The sequence below is a fragment of the Methylobacterium oxalidis genome, assembly GCF_007992195.1.
In the GTDB taxonomy this organism is placed as follows: Bacteria; Pseudomonadota; Alphaproteobacteria; order Rhizobiales; family Beijerinckiaceae; genus Methylobacterium; species Methylobacterium oxalidis.
The window spans coordinates 50,636-64,563 of record NZ_BJZU01000073.1 but is presented as its reverse complement, the minus strand read 5'-3'; the positions used below and the strand labels follow the sequence as shown (position 1 = coordinate 64,563).

Below are 13,928 nucleotides of genomic sequence, written 5' to 3'. Positions count from 1 at the left end.
GGCCACCCCAATCCCCACCGAAGCGGTCCCGGAAATTACACCTCGTCCGTGGACGCTACCGCGCGCGAACTCCCGGAAGCACCGCGGGAAAAGTTCATCCGCTGTTGAGGTTGATGTTTACCTAACGAGGCAAATTGTATTTTAAGCCTCTCTGAAGCTGTTGCTTTGAAACATCAATCCATACTAGGACTAAAGCGGAGGATCAGTCTCGACTATTCCGATGTACTACCGCCGTAGCATTTGCGCGCCCTCATCATCGAAGGACGGTTCTCATGGCTGCTGTCGGCGGAAAAGGTAGCGAAGAGAGTTCAGTCGCAACAGCGGCACGTCGAGAACGCATCCGCAATCATGTCCGTATGATCCTCAAGAAGCTCCCTTCAGCCCAGAAGAACGAGAAGAAGTAGCTCAAGCCTTGGCTGTTTGTGGAACCAATACGCGCAGGCGCGCGGGAGGGCAGTCGCTCTACATGGTGTGTTCGGCAGTTGCGTCGGCGCCGAGCCATGACACTACATCCCCGAACGTCTCGAAGCGATGTTCAACCTGCTTAAACGGCTTCGGCCTTCGCGCTCGCGGAAGGTCTTCCAGCAACTCGGCCCACCACCCTGTCGCGTGATCGCAGGATGTCTCGCGAACTACACTTCCGATGAGGGCACCGTCGAGCAGAAGGTCGTAGCTGCCGGCTGCGAGGCGGTGAAGCGTGTAGGGCATCGAGTTCCTGATCGTAGAAGCTTGATGTGAAGCGCCGTGAAGGATGGACGAGATCATCACCAAGGCGTTGGCTAGTTGAGACCCTACGCGCGATGCTCAGGGTCTTCCGATCTCGCATCGCCTCTTTGCTGGAGAGCAGCTGCCTGAGCCCGCAGGCGAATAGCCTCGGCGGTGTGACGCCGCGCTTCCTCAAGAAGCGCCCGAACAGCGGCTGCCTTGCCCTTCTTGGTAAGCGCGTCAGCAGCTGCGGCCATTTCCGACACGATGCTCTCGGCCATCTCGGCGGCGGCGATAAGTTCGGCGGGCGACATCGAAAGGGAGCCTTGACCGGGAAATGCCAATGGCGACCCGCGGCCGGCTCATCGAAGCGCCATGTTGCAGCGCAGTAGAAGACACAGATAGTTTCGCAACGCAACGAAAAGGGTGCGCAGCTAGGATGCTTGTTTGAACCGTACCGCGTCGATGTACAGCTAAGCCTGCGTTGCTTGTACCATTTCAGAGTGAAGGCCAAGTTTACATCTGAGCCTCTGGCAGGCAGATAAGCGCATGCCTCCTATGCTGCGCCGCACCATACCGCTGCCGCATTTGGCTTCATTTTGCCGACCCGTTCGAAGGACAACGGGAAGGCACGATGATCTTGAACGCTCGTCTCGCACTCTTCGCCCTGGCCGCAGCAGCATGCATTGCTACGTCCGGCGCAGAAGCTGACGAACCTTCGGCTGAGCAAGCTGGGGTGGCTTCCTGGTATGGCCCGGGATTTCATGGGCGGCGCACAGCCAATGGCGAACGCTTCAATACACGTGCCCTGACCGCGGCCCATCGCACGCTGCCCTTCGGCACACGTGTGCGGGTGACCAACCAGACCAACGGCCGCTCGGTCGTGGTGCGGATCAATGACCGCGGCCCCTACGCCGGCGGACGGGTGATCGATCTATCCAGCGCCTCGGCTCAGGCGATCGGCGTTTCTGGCACGGCGAAGGTCAGCGTCGTGCCTCTGTGACGGTCCGGGCTGGCGAACGCTACAGCTTAACCCACGGACGCCAACGGCTGAGTGCGAGATCAATCACGCCGCGATCCGGCGTATTCTGAGCCCTCCATGGTATCTTCTCGCAGCATGGCGCAGCGTCCGCATCCTTTCGTCATCGACATCAAGCCAGCATGGCACACGCCTGGCCGCTACACCTACTCGGTTGGCCGGATAGGAAAGCCGAAGAGCTATTCGGCCCAGACGTTTGCGACCTTCAGCGAAGCGCGGCTGGCGGCGCAGGCAGAGCTGAATGAGTTGATCACGGCGTGGGAGCGCGATAGCGCTTAGTGCCTACATACCAGCTTGCCGGGCGACCAGCGAGCCGATGAACCCCGAGGTTCATCGGCTGTTGTTCGGTGAGGAGGCGCCCTATGGCGGATGTCCGCTACGCCGCGCACTCGCCCCTCGACTGCGCCGTCCGAAGCGCCTGCCCCCGTTGTGGGAAGGGCCACCTGTTCGAGGGCTTCTTGACGGTCGCGCCGCGCTGCGACGTGTGCGACCTCGACTTCTCGTTCGCCGACCCAGCTGACGGCCCGGCTTTCTTCGTCATGATGACCGTCGCCTTCCCCATCACGGCACTGGGGATCTGGATTGAGCTGGCATATGATCCGCCGCTCTGGGTCCACGCCGTGACAACCCTCCCAGCCCTGCTCGTGGGCTGCATACTCCCGCTTCGCTTCTTCAAGGGTTGGCTTGTCGCCAGTCAATACATCCACAAGGCGGAGGAAGGCCGCTTAGCCAAGCCCGCCACCGGCGCGGGGTCGAGGCCGCCGAACGTCTGAGGGCCGGTGGCGTCTTAGCTCTCCGCCTTTTTCGGCTTCGCGACCCGCTTCAACGCTGCATCGAGGTCAGCCTCATCCTCGCTGGCGCCGGCCTCACGGAAGGGCCTGTGTTCCGACCCATCTCGCGCTCGGGCAACATGCGCCAGGTCGGGCGCCTCACGACGCGGACCATTGCCGACATCGTGAAGAAGTGCGCGACCGCCGCCGGCCTCGATGCCTCGACCTTCGGAGCACATAGCCTGCCGGCGGGGTACATCACGACGGCAGCCGAGCGGGGCGCAGATCTCGCCCGGATCATGGATCAGAGCGGACGCCGCGACCCGCAGACAGTGGTGGGCTACATCCGCCGCGCCAACGCCTTCAAGGACCACTCGGGCAGCGGGCTTCTATAGTCTTTAGCCTAGAGGAAAACGGCCGAAGCGCCAGCTCCGGCCGTCATCGATCGAGCTTTCGCCTTACCCAATGCTGCCTGACCCGAAGGTCCCGTCAGCGAACGCCGAGCGGCCCTCGTAGAAGCCGAACTGCAGATAGTGGGTCATCGGGTTCACGCCTGCAGCCGCCACGTCGCCGTAGGTCGCAAGGTAGGACGAGGTGTCGAAGCCGGCCGAGGGGTCGCGGCCCTCGCGGAAGCCAAACTGGTTGTAGTGCGTCAGCGGGTTGATCCCGGCTGCCGCCACGTCGCCGTAGGCCGCGAGGTACCCACTCGTGTCGAACACCGCGTTCGGATCTCTTCCTTCGCGGATGCCGAACGCCTCGTAGTGCTGAGCGGCGAACACGAAGCTGTTGCCGCCCGCTGCCCTGGCCGCATCGGCCACGTCTCCGTTGGCCAAGAGATAGTACTGCGCGTCGAACCCAGCCGGGCTCAGGTCGCCCGCCCGGCCGATAGCGGGTGAGGCTGTGCGTCCCTCCTCCTGCCCGACAGAGAGGAAATGCGCGAGCGGGTTGATGCCCGCAGCAGCAACATCCGGATTGGCTCTAAGGTAGGCCTCGTTGTCGAAGTTGACGCCCGGATCCCGCCCCTCGCGCCAACCGATCTGCGCGTAGTGGTCGAGCGCGTTCAGTCCGGCTCGGGCCACGTCCGGATTAGCGGCGAGGTAGCCGTCCGTGGAGAAGAAGGCGTTGGGGTCGCGCCCCTCGCGGGCTCCGAAGGCCGCGTAGTGACTGTCCGGATCGATCCCCGCCGCGGCCACGTCGGGATTGCGGATCAGGTAGAACAGGTCATCCACCAAAGGCGAGCCGTCGTTCACCTCGACGGTGCGATCGCTGAACTGGAACTGCTCGATGCCCCGGAAGGTGTCGGTCCCCTCAGCACCGGTGATCGTGATGGCACCATCTGCCGTCACCCCGATGCTGGCTGCACTCAGCGCGAAGGAGAAGATCGCGCGATCGGTGCCGCTGCCACCGGAGACGGTGTCGTTGCCCGCCCCACCGATGAAGCTGTCATTGCCGGCGCCGCCCGAGAGGCTGTCGTTTCCGCCGCCGCCCACAAGGAAGTCGTTGGCTGTGCCGCCCGTGACGGTGTCGTTCCCCTGGCCCGCGTTGAAGTAGTACGAGCGGGAGGCTTGGAGGGCTGTCAACGTATCCGCGCCCTGCGTGCCGAGCGTGACGACCTCAAAAGCATCGCCTCGCTGCACACCCGAGACGAGGTCGCGCACATCGAACGTGGTGCCGGCGGCGGCCACGAAGGTGACGCCCTCGTCGTCGAAGCGACTGACCGCGCCAGTCAAAGCTCCCGACGCGTCCTCGGCCTGGAGACGAACGGCGAGGCCACCGTCCTGATTGGCGAGTGCGCCTCCATCGTTCGCGTTGCCGTTGCCGACCTCCGCGGAGGTGAAGGTCAGCCTGACTTGGCCTGCGGCCGCGGCCGAGACGTTGACGATGTCGTCTCCTGCACCGAGGTTCGTCGTATCGCTGCCATCCGTCGACACGTTGAAGATCGCGGTATCGTTGCCGTCACCACCGGTCACGATGTCATTCCCGCCGCCGCCGATGAAGCTGTCGTTGCCCAGCCCGCCTGTGAGCGTGTCGTTGCCAGCGCCCCCAACGAGGAAATCGTTGGCGTTCCCGCCGGTCAGAGTGTCGTCGCCCATCCCGGCGTTGATGTAGTAGGATCGTGCAGCCTGGATGGCGCTCAGGACGTCGTTGCCGGAGGTGCCGAGCGTCACAACCTCGAACCGATCGCCTCGCTGCGTGCCGGCGACGAGGTCTCGCACGTCGAAGGTCAGCCCGGCCGTCGCGGAAACGAAGGTGATGCCTTCATCATCGAAGCGGCTGATCGGGCCGACGAGCGCATCCGCGGCCCCTTCCGCCTGAAGGCGAACGGCGAGGCCGCCGTCCTGATTGAGCATGTTGTTGGTGTCGTTGACGTTCGCATTGCCGACCTGAGCGGAGGTGAAGCTCAAGCGGATCTGTCCTGCGGCCGCAGCGGAAACGTTGACGATATCCGAGCCATCGCCGAGGTCAGTGCGATCGGCTCCGTCGGTGGACACGTTGAAGACGGCGGTGTCGTTGCCGCCCAGTCCCGTGATCGTGTCATTTCCTGCAAAGCCGGTGATGGTATCATCCTGCGGAGTGCCGGACAGCACGTCGTCGCCTGTCGTCCCGTCGATGGTGGCCATGCGTGATGTTCTCCCGAGAATTGGACGCATCAGCGAACCCCCGTTCATCGGAGGATTGCACGCGTCTCGTTAGGCAGATTTGGCGCTGTTCGAGGTGTTGATGACGATGAAGTGGCCAGCGGGACAGCACTCGTCTGTGACAGCAGTCGTCATCATCCAGCGGGCCTCGGAGACGGCGAAGAATGCCGACATCCGGGGTACACAGCAGCACGCTCGCCGGATGCAGCGCTCACAGCATTTTTTAGTGACGTCGCATCCGCCGTCAGGGCTGAGGTGTAGGTGCAGGGTGATGGCAGAGACGCGATGACAGATACCAGGGCCGCCGTGGGAGCGGCAGCACCGTCACTCGATCTGGAGAAGGCACTCCTTGCCTGCGCGCGCGGAGAGAAGGAGGCGCTGAACAGGATCTACACCAGCGAGGCGTCACGAATGGTGGGGGTCGCACGGCGCTTTCTGCCGCGCGCGGAGATCGCGGAAGAGGTCGTCCACGATGCGTTCGTGAAGATCTGGCAGAAGGCTAGTGATTTTGACCCGGCGCGCGGCAGCGCCCGCACCTGGATCTACACGATCTTGCGCAACCACGCGCTGAACACGCTCCGCAACGAGCGCCGCGTCGATCCGACGGATGACCTTGAGGCCTTCGGATTTACCAGCGAGGAGGAAGGGCCGGAGGCTGTCGTCATGCGCCTCTCCGAAGCCAGCCGCCTACGGCGATGCCTCGGTGGCTTGGAACCCATCCGGCGCGACGTGATCGTCCTGGCGTACACCCAAGGGCTGACGCACGGAGAGCTTGCAGGCCGATTTGGAGTTCCGCTCGGCACGATGAAGTCCTGGATCCGCCGCTCCCTCACCGCCCTGAAGGACTGCATGTCATGACGGCGCAAACAGAGAGGGAAGCGATGGCCTTGGAGTACGCGCTCGGTCTCCTCGATGGAGAGAGCCTCGCACGGGCCGAGCAGCTGGAAGCGGAGGATGGCCGCTTTGCCGCGGTCGTGACGATCTGGCGAGAGCGCCTGAACGAGATCGATCTGACGGCCTCGCCCGCTGAGGCCGGACCGGAACTATGGGCGCGGATTGCAGCGAGCGTTGAAAGGATCCAGACGGATCATAGGCCGGCACAGATCCGTACGGCGAGGGCCGTGCGGCCGAATGCATCTATCCTCACAGGCCTGTGGCACAGCCTGCCTGTGTGGCGTGCTGCTGGACTTTCAGGTGCTGCCGCAGCACTCAGCCTCGCTCTAGCTCTTGCCCTGATCCCGCGTCCCTCATCCCACCCGATCTATGTCGCGGTACTGATGACGGAGGCAGCTGCGCCCGCAGCCATCGTCAACACCTATCGCGACGGTCACGCGGAGTTGATCCCCATTGAACCGATTGCGGTACCTGAAGGCAAAGCGCTTCAGGTCTGGACGTTATGGGATCGTGAGCGAGGCCCGGTTTCGATCGGTCTGCTTGACCGAGCGCACTCTGTCCCGCTCGATACTGCCCGTCTGCCACAGACAGGCGCTGATCAGTTGTTCGAGATATCGCTTGAGCCGAAGCAGGGCTCTCCGACCGGGCGGCCCACGGGGCCGGTTCTGATGAAGGGCACAACGCACCCTGCTCTCTGAGGCTATCTCAAGTACGAATGGGGATTAAGCGTCGAACCCGTTCAAGACGCGCCGCCGGATTGCGGCTGATTGTGCTGTAGTCTCGGCTTGCTTTGTTCGATTTTTGTTTCAGATGTTGCCCAGACAGTGGAATGGGCAACGTGGGACGCAATCGGATCCTCGTCGGCGCCGAGCAGCGCGACTTCCTCGAGGGCGGCGCTCTGGTGAGAAGAGTGCCTCCGCGTCTCGTCCCGCGCTCCGATCAACTCTCCGGTCTACATGGCTGCGAGCGGCATCGTGGACGCCATCAATGGGTTGGCCGATGCCGCCACGGGACCCATGCTGCCTCCGGGCATGCGCTTCCTGCCCACAGGATGGCGCGTCAGGTGCGGGCGCCTAGTTTCAGGCCATGCCCCGCTTGCTCCTCATCCTCGCAGTGGCTGCTCTCCTGCTAGCAGTAGCCGGGAGCATCTTCTTATCCCTGCGAGGCTCGCCGGCGGACGATCCGAGCCAGAAGCCGGCTGTCGTAGTGCCATGTGGACCGGCCACGCCGCCTGGTGCGGGCACTCCTCCTCCGGCATGCCCACAGACCTCGCCGCCGAAGTGACAAGTTGATGCGACTGACGGTCTGGCTGAGGCCGTCACCGGCGACCGCAAGCACTTCCACCTGACGGCACCGACCACGCCCGGCGGGAACCTGACGCCGCCACAAAGGGGCAGCGAGCAGGAGTCAGGCCAGCATCAAGAGATCTGATCCTGGCCTGGCGAAAATTTTCGACGTTTAGCCGGTCTTGCGCCGTCCGCCGCTCGCCTGATCGGCTTCCGCCATCGCGCCGGGCCGGCCGAGGCCGATCGCCTTGGCGAGCTCGGAGCGCTGGGCGGCGTAGTTGGCGGCCACCATCGGGTAGTCGTTGGGCAGGCCGTAGCGCTGGCGGTAGCTGTAGGGGTCGAGCCCGTGCGTCGAGAGGTGGCGCTTGAGCGTCTTGTAGGGCTTGCCGTCGATGAACGAGATCAGCGCGTCCGGCGTGATCGACTTGCGCACCTGCGCCGGCGCCGGCTTCTCGACCTTTTCCGCAGCGGCCGAAGTAGTGGCGCCCTGCCTAAGGCTATTGAGCGTCGTATGAACGCTGGCGATGAGTGCAGGAATGTCGCCTGCGGCAACATGATTGCGCGCAATGTAAGCTGAAACGACCTCAGCCGTCAGCTCCACTAGCTCAATGCGCGGGCTGTCATGTTCGTCCTGCACGTTTATCTCCCTTCTACGTTGAAGGGCGCACAGATGATTGCCGGTGGTTCATATGTTAACTGTTCGGCGGATGACGTTCCCCGGTCCTTGTACAGATCCACAAGGGCGTGGGGACGGGCGCAAACTCATCGGCGGCTGCGTTCCCGCCCTGTGGCACGACACCGCGCGCCAGCACGTGATCAGATTGGGCGGCGGAGCAGCTCAGCGCCCCATCGAGTGGCGTAAATATTTCAGGTTCATTCAGCACGTTTGCTTAATATGCTTCTAGCCGGCAGAAATTCATCCTTATTTCCGGAAGTTCGAGCATGGTTTTGACTTGATCTGAGGAGTTCGACAGCAATGGTCGTGGCGCTGGTGACTGCAGAAGAGGAGCGCAACGGCCTCCGCCTTGCCGAGCTGCTCGGTGCCCTCAGTCACGCGCTCGACCTGACGGAGGGGCAACCTGCAGGCCACTGCGTGCGCTCGACCTGGATCGCCATGCATGTCGGGTACGAGCTGGGCCTGCCGCAGATACAGCTCTGGGAGCTGTACTACACGGTGATGCTGAAAGACCTCGGCTGCTCCAGCAACGCGGCCCGCATCTGCGAGCTTTACCTGTCCGACGATCTCGGCTTCAAGCGCGACTTCAAGACCGTCAGCGACAGCCTACCGAAGGTGCTGGGCTTCGTCTTCTCGCACACCGGCCTCAAGGCAGGATTGGCCGAGCGGTTCAGAGCCATCCTCAACATCCTCCAGAACGGCGGGGAGATCGTTGACGACCTGATCCAGACCCGCTGCCAGCGAGGCGCAGAGATTGCCGCGCGCCTGCGCTTTCCGCCCGCCGTCTGCAATGCCATCCACGCACTCGACGAGCATTGGGACGGCAAGGGCCGCCCCGACCACCTGGCGGGCCCGACCATACCCCTTTATGCCCGCGTCGCACTTCTGGCGCAGGTCGTGGACGTGTTTCACACTTCGGCTGGCCGAGAGGCGGCGCTCGCTGAAGTGCGTGCACGAACAGGAACTTGGTTTGACCCGCATATCGTTGCCTGTTTCCAGCGTGCCGCCCAGAGCAGTGACTTCTGGCAGACCCTTGGCTCCGACTGCATCGAGGACGCCGTAGCGGCCCTTGAGCCGGCCCAGAGCCTGATCGTCATCGACGAGGACTATCTGGATGACATCGCGCGTGCCTTCGCGCAGGTGATCGACACGAAGAGCCCGTTCACCTCAGGACACTCCGAACGCGTTGCCGTGTACGCTGACATGATCGCGGCGGAACTCGGCTACAGCTCGGAGCGGCGGCGCTGGCTGCGGCGAGCGGCCCTTCTGCATGACATCGGCAAACTCGGCGTCTCGAACTCCATCCTCGACAAGAACGGGAAGCTTGATGAGGCGGAGTGGCGAGCCATGCGAAACCATGCCTCGCTATCAGAGGGCATTCTGGCGCGTGTGAGCGCGTTCCGCGACATGGCGCGGATAGGCGGTGGCCACCACGAACGGCTGGATGGCAAGGGCTATCCGCGCGGGCTGGTAGGCGACGAGATTGAGCCGGAAACCCGCATTGTGTCGGTTGCCGACGTGTTCGATGCACTGACGGCGAACCGCCCCTATCGCGCAGCAATGCCGACCGAGCGAGCCCTTGAGATCATGCGGTCTGACGTTGGCACCGCCTTCGATCCTTCCTGCTTCGCGGCCTTGGAGCGGATGCTCACAGCTATCGAAGGCGATCTCACGCGGGCAGCTTGAGCGTTTCGCGCCGGCATCAACTACAAGTTCGCTTCCTGCTGGTCACTCGAAATCAGCAAGACCTGCGCTGAGCCCCTACGCCCGATTGCCGCCGGCTCAGCCTGAGCGCCCTGAGACACTCTCTCAGGGCGCTTTTGCTTGAGACGCTCTGAGCGGCCCGCTCTGTCCCTCGCGCTGAAACTTCTCGTCACCGGTCCTCGTACAGGCGCGCGGCATCCCTGCGGGGGATCAACCATCATCAAGGGAAGGACCTATGCTCAAGAATTTCGCCGCACGCCCACTTGGCCGCCAGATCGCGGCTGCTTCACTCGCTGTCTCGCTCGGCGTATCGCTGCCCGCTGCCGCGCTTGCCAAGAACCCAATGGTCGGAGGCGCACCGATGTATGCCTCGAAGACCATTGTCGAGAACGCGATCAACTCGAAGGATCACACCACCCTGGTAGCGGCTGTGAAGGCGGCCGGGCTCGTTGAGACGCTGAGCGGGCCTGGCCCGTTCACTGTGTTTGCGCCGACGAACGCCGCCTTCGCCGAACTGCCGCCGGGCACGGTCGAGACGCTGGTGCAGCCCCAGAACAAGGGAACGCTCACCAGCATCCTGACCTACCACGTCGTGCGCGGCACGCTCACCGGCAAGGACCTGATGGCCATGGCCAAGAAGAGCGGTGGGCAGACGCAGCTGAAGTCCGTCCAGGGCACGCCGCTGACGGTGCAGACCAAGGGCAAGAAGGTCCTCGTCACGGATGCGAAGGGCAACACGGCGGTCGTGACCGTGGCCAACGTGATGCAGTCGAACGGCGTCATCCACGTCATCGACGGCGTGCTGCAACCCTAACGTGAAGGTGCCGGCCCGCTCAGGGCCGGCATCATTCATAGGCTTTGCCCATCTGAGCCAGCAGGCTGCCTCGTAGACAGCCGCCAGGGTCAGGACCCTACGAACGCTCTCTCGGGTGCTCACGAGTGATAGTGGATCTCCACCAAGCTCCGAGTTGCAGGACGAGGATGAGCACCAGAGGGCCCACAGCAACCCAGAGAAGCGGGTTGATCGGCTCACTCTTCCAGAGGTCATAGCCAACAAAGCCACATACGGCCACATTCAGCACAATGATGATGATCAGGGCAGCAGTGTCCGACACCATCTGCCAGCGCCTCTCGCTCGCGTGACATTCGGGCATGACGGCGCAAACCTGCGTCAGTGGGGGCCGTTCACCGGGAGATCCCAGTCGCCGTAGGAGCGGGCTCGTTCAGAGCTGTGCGGATGGGCTCAGCCTTCATTTGGTGATTGCGATCCTTCAAATGCTTTGTCAGGCGGAGCATGCGCATCAAGGGTCTTTCCTCGGGGCGGTCTCCCGCAGGATCCGCTGAACAGGTGGACTGCTCCCTCGCGGGTCCATTTCTGCAGGCACGGCCTCCGACTGCGGCTGTTGAACCGGCTGCGTCATCAGGAGTGCCACGGCCGTGGGTACCACCTCGGGCAGTTCCGGCAGGGGCAGCGCCTCGGCCAAGCCCCATGCGACGCCCTCCAGCAAACCGTCCCACTGCGTGCCGCGTCGGCGAATGTAGCGGTAGGGAGCAGTCATCTCAGTAGCCGAGCAAGCGTGGCGTTTCTAACTGTCTAAAATCACACAATGGAGAAAGGGTTTCTCGCAACCGAGGGCGGCAGCGGGTCGCAGCCAAAAGTCCAATTGCGCGCAATGTGGGAGGTCGCTCACGGTGAGGGTGGCGGGTGTCGCTGACGGCGGCCCGCTGTCGACATTGGCAACCTTCGAGCGTGCCTCCCCGGAGGTGCGCTCACCTTTGCCCATCAAGCGTCGGCGGTGGGCCACGCTGTTCCACAGGAAGGCGTCAGGCGATCTCTTCCGCGGACCGTACTCCTGAACCAGTCGCGGGCAGAGCCGGCGGTCGCGCATGTGCGACCAGTACGCACGCCCGCACGCGCGAGGCGGTCTCACATGGCGCAACCTGCACTGAACAGGCCAGGGAGGGACCGGCCACATTCCTCATCCAAGCCAGCAAGCCTTCCCTGCAGTTCAAGCGCCTTGACGCGATGAAACCGAGCGCGCTCGCGCAGTGTGCTGGCCGAGGCCGCCTTGCCTTCCGTCTCAAGAGCTGCCGCTGCCTCGGAGAATTGGTGAGCCAAGGCCCTGTCGAGGGCGATGCCCGCGATCATGACCATCACCAGTTCCTTGTCGTCATCGGACATGGCCACTCCTCGATGCGCAACTCAGCCACCACCAGGCGGACTTCGAGGTTTACCACTCGCTCGCCGCTGTAGATCAAGCGCATGGCACTGAGCTGCCGCCAGCATTCCGATTTGCCTGTGACGCCAGCGTCCAGCTAAAGCGCAGCAGCAACGAGTTCGAGCTGCTGCACAACTCCCTGATCGGCTGTGCAGCTTTCCCAACGTTCGATCCAGACGACAGCGCAGCGACCTCCTGACCGTGCCGCCCAGCGCCGTTCGAGGTCTGCCGGAGAGGTCAAGCATGCCGAATTCCTTTGGCCTCAACCGCTCGCTGGGTGGTGCCATCGGCACCATCGCGTTGGTCTCACTTCTCAGCAGCGGCGCGATTCTCGTCACTCTCAACCGCCTTCACGAGGCTACCGAGGCGCGCGGCCGCTCAAGCCAACTTATCCGTGCGCTAGGCGAGCTCCGCACCGCCATGCTCAATCAGGAGACCGGCTTGCGCGGCTACCTGATCACCGGGCGCACAAACAGCCTGGAGCCATACCAGTCCGGACGACCAGCCCTGGATGCAGCAATCAATCGCCTCCGAGCCATGATCGGCAACGATGGTGAGCCCTCGCGCTTGCTGGCCGATGCCGTCTCGGCTGCCCGCACGTGGCAGACAGAGATCGCCGAACCGGCCATTAGTCGCGCAGCCGATCCAGCAACACGGCCCGAGGCCGTCCGGATTGAGGCTGACGGACCGGGAAAGCAGCTGTTCGACACCTTCCGACAGAAGCTGGATGCCATCGAGAGCGTGGAGGAGGCCAACCGCTTGGCGCAGAACGAGCGCCTCGCTGAAGCTCAGCGCAATGCGAACCTCGCCCTCTGGTTCGGCACACTTGTCACGCTCCTGATCTGCGCCGGGATCGGGATCGCCATCAGCCGCCTGGTCGTCCGGCCCCTCCTGGTTGTGATGGCTTTCGTCGAAAGGGTGGGCTCGGGCGACCTCTCCCGCACTCTCGACGCGCGGAGCAAGAACGAGATCGGGCGCCTTGGCCGGACCCTCAACGGCATGGTGGCTGGGCTCGCCGACCTCGCCCGCACCAACCGCGCGGCCACCGCCGACCTCAACGCGGCGGCGGCCGAGATCCGGGCCTCCGCCCAGGAGCAAGCGGCCTCCGTCGAGCAGCAGTTCGCCGCCGTGCAGGAGACGGCCGCCACCGTCGACGAGATCACCCACTCAGGCTCGCAGGTCACGAAGCGTGCCAACGAGGTAATTGCCACGGCTCAGGCGACAGCGCAGACGGCGCGTGCCGGGTTGCGCGCAGCAACGGACACCGCCAAGGCCATGGACGCGATCCGCGAGCAAGGCGAGGCGGTGGCCGGCAACATCGTGGCGCTGTCCGAGAAGACGCAGACGATCGGCGAGATCATCACGACCGTGAACGACATCTCCGAGCGCACCCACCTCCTCGCGCTCAACGCCGCCATCGAGGCGGCGGCGGCCGGCGAGGGCGGACGCAGCTTCGCCGTGGTCGCCTCCGAGATGAAGCTCCTCGCCGACCAGACCAAGAGCGCGACCGCGCAGGTGCGCGGCCTTCTCGGCGAGATCCAGCGGGGCATCAACACCTCGGTGATGCTGACCGAGGAGGCGATGAAGCGCGCCGCCTCGGGCAAGACCCGGACGGATGCAACTGTGCGCACGATCGAGGAGATGGCTACGCGGGTTGAGGAGAGCGTACTGACCTTCCAGCAGATCGTCGCCTCGACGAACCAGCAGCAGCTCGGCATCGAGCAGGTGATGGGGGCGCTCCAGAACATCCGGCAGGCGAGCCAGCAGACGGCGGCGGGCACCCGCGAGGTCGAGGCGGCCTCCGCCAACCTCACGGATCTCGCCCAGGCGCTGATCACGCTCGCCGAGCGTTACCGGCTCCGAGCGTCCGAGCCGGTAACGACCCCTGCGCACTTGCTCCCGTTGCGATACACCGCAGCGGTTGGTGAGCTTGAGGCGTGTAACCCTCCGTCCACTCCTCGACCGTGAGCGGCCGCTGCATCAGCCAGAGCACCTT

12 protein-coding genes and 1 pseudogene are annotated in these 13,928 nt (G+C 64.0%); 9 read left to right on the top strand and 4 right to left on the bottom strand.

Annotated features, from left to right (window positions below; genetic code table 11):
* Nucleotides 1-791: 791 nt before the first annotated feature.
* On the bottom strand, nt 792-1,019 hold the full coding sequence (locus MOX02_RS18045) for a hypothetical protein (protein WP_147027179.1): 228 nt from the start codon (nt 1,017-1,019) through the stop codon (nt 792-794).
* A gap of 320 nt (nt 1,020-1,339) precedes the next feature.
* Here MOX02_RS18045 and MOX02_RS18040 point away from each other — a divergent pair, with 320 nt between their 5' ends.
* The 4 genes from MOX02_RS18040 to MOX02_RS18020 all read left to right on the top strand — a co-directional run bounded on the left by MOX02_RS18040 (nt 1,340) and on the right by MOX02_RS18020 (nt 2,909).
* Nucleotides 1,340-1,708 carry a septal ring lytic transglycosylase RlpA family protein gene (locus MOX02_RS18040; protein WP_147027178.1) on the top strand — a complete coding sequence of 123 codons (369 nt, stop codon included), beginning with the start codon at nt 1,340-1,342 and terminating at the stop codon, nt 1,706-1,708.
* A 96-nt stretch (nt 1,709-1,804) separates the two neighbouring features.
* A complete protein-coding gene (locus MOX02_RS18035; RefSeq protein ID WP_147027177.1) occupies nt 1,805-2,023 on the top strand; it encodes a hypothetical protein in 219 nt (72 codons plus the stop codon).
* Between the two features lie 83 nt (nt 2,024-2,106).
* Nucleotides 2,107-2,517, top strand: a complete 411-nt coding sequence (locus MOX02_RS18030; protein WP_147027176.1) for a DUF983 domain-containing protein — start codon at nt 2,107-2,109, stop codon at nt 2,515-2,517.
* Nucleotides 2,518-2,624: 107 nt separating this feature from the next.
* Complete coding sequence (locus MOX02_RS18020) at nt 2,625-2,909, top strand: site-specific integrase (protein WP_238179949.1); 285 nt, start codon at nt 2,625-2,627, stop codon at nt 2,907-2,909.
* 63 nt (nt 2,910-2,972) lie between these two features.
* Here the strand turns inward: MOX02_RS18020 and MOX02_RS18015 are convergent, their stop codons facing one another.
* Nucleotides 2,973-5,135, bottom strand: a complete 2,163-nt coding sequence (locus tag MOX02_RS18015) for a calcium-binding protein (RefSeq protein ID WP_238179950.1) — start codon at nt 5,133-5,135, stop codon at nt 2,973-2,975.
* Nucleotides 5,136-5,438: 303 nt separating this feature from the next.
* Here MOX02_RS18015 and MOX02_RS18005 point away from each other — a divergent pair, with 303 nt between their 5' ends.
* Nucleotides 5,439-6,011: a sigma-70 family RNA polymerase sigma factor gene (locus MOX02_RS18005; RefSeq protein ID WP_147027173.1), complete on the top strand. Its 573-nt coding sequence runs from the start codon at nt 5,439-5,441 to the stop codon at nt 6,009-6,011.
* Nucleotides 6,008-6,745, top strand: coding sequence for an anti-sigma factor (locus tag MOX02_RS18000; protein ID WP_147027172.1), 738 nt, complete (start codon nt 6,008-6,010; stop codon nt 6,743-6,745). Before MOX02_RS18005 ends, MOX02_RS18000 begins: the two co-directional genes overlap by 4 nt.
* Nucleotides 6,746-7,505: 760 nt before the next feature.
* On the opposite strand, the gene MOX02_RS17995 is transcribed toward MOX02_RS18000, so the two are convergent.
* Nucleotides 7,506-7,970, bottom strand: a complete 465-nt coding sequence (locus MOX02_RS17995; RefSeq protein WP_147027171.1) for a Ros/MucR family transcriptional regulator — start codon at nt 7,968-7,970, stop codon at nt 7,506-7,508.
* 339 nt (nt 7,971-8,309) lie between these two features.
* Between MOX02_RS17995 and MOX02_RS17990 the strand changes: the two genes are divergently transcribed.
* Both MOX02_RS17990 and MOX02_RS17985 read left to right on the top strand, forming a co-directional pair.
* Nucleotides 8,310-9,695, top strand: a complete 1,386-nt coding sequence (locus MOX02_RS17990) for an HD-GYP domain-containing protein (RefSeq protein WP_147027170.1) — start codon at nt 8,310-8,312, stop codon at nt 9,693-9,695.
* A gap of 253 nt (nt 9,696-9,948) precedes the next feature.
* Nucleotides 9,949-10,527 carry a fasciclin domain-containing protein gene (locus MOX02_RS17985; protein ID WP_147027169.1) on the top strand — a complete coding sequence of 193 codons (579 nt, stop codon included), beginning with the start codon at nt 9,949-9,951 and terminating at the stop codon, nt 10,525-10,527.
* Nucleotides 10,528-11,640: 1,113 nt separating this feature from the next.
* Here the strand turns inward: MOX02_RS17985 and MOX02_RS17980 are convergent.
* On the bottom strand, nt 11,641-11,895 hold the full coding sequence (locus tag MOX02_RS17980) for a hypothetical protein (RefSeq protein ID WP_147027168.1): 255 nt from the start codon (nt 11,893-11,895) through the stop codon (nt 11,641-11,643).
* A 280-nt stretch (nt 11,896-12,175) separates the two neighbouring features.
* Between MOX02_RS17980 and MOX02_RS17975 the strand changes: the two are divergent.
* Nucleotides 12,176-13,792 (top strand): annotated as a pseudogene (locus MOX02_RS17975) (methyl-accepting chemotaxis protein); the annotation flags it as partial.
* Nucleotides 13,793-13,928: the final 136 nt, after the last annotated feature.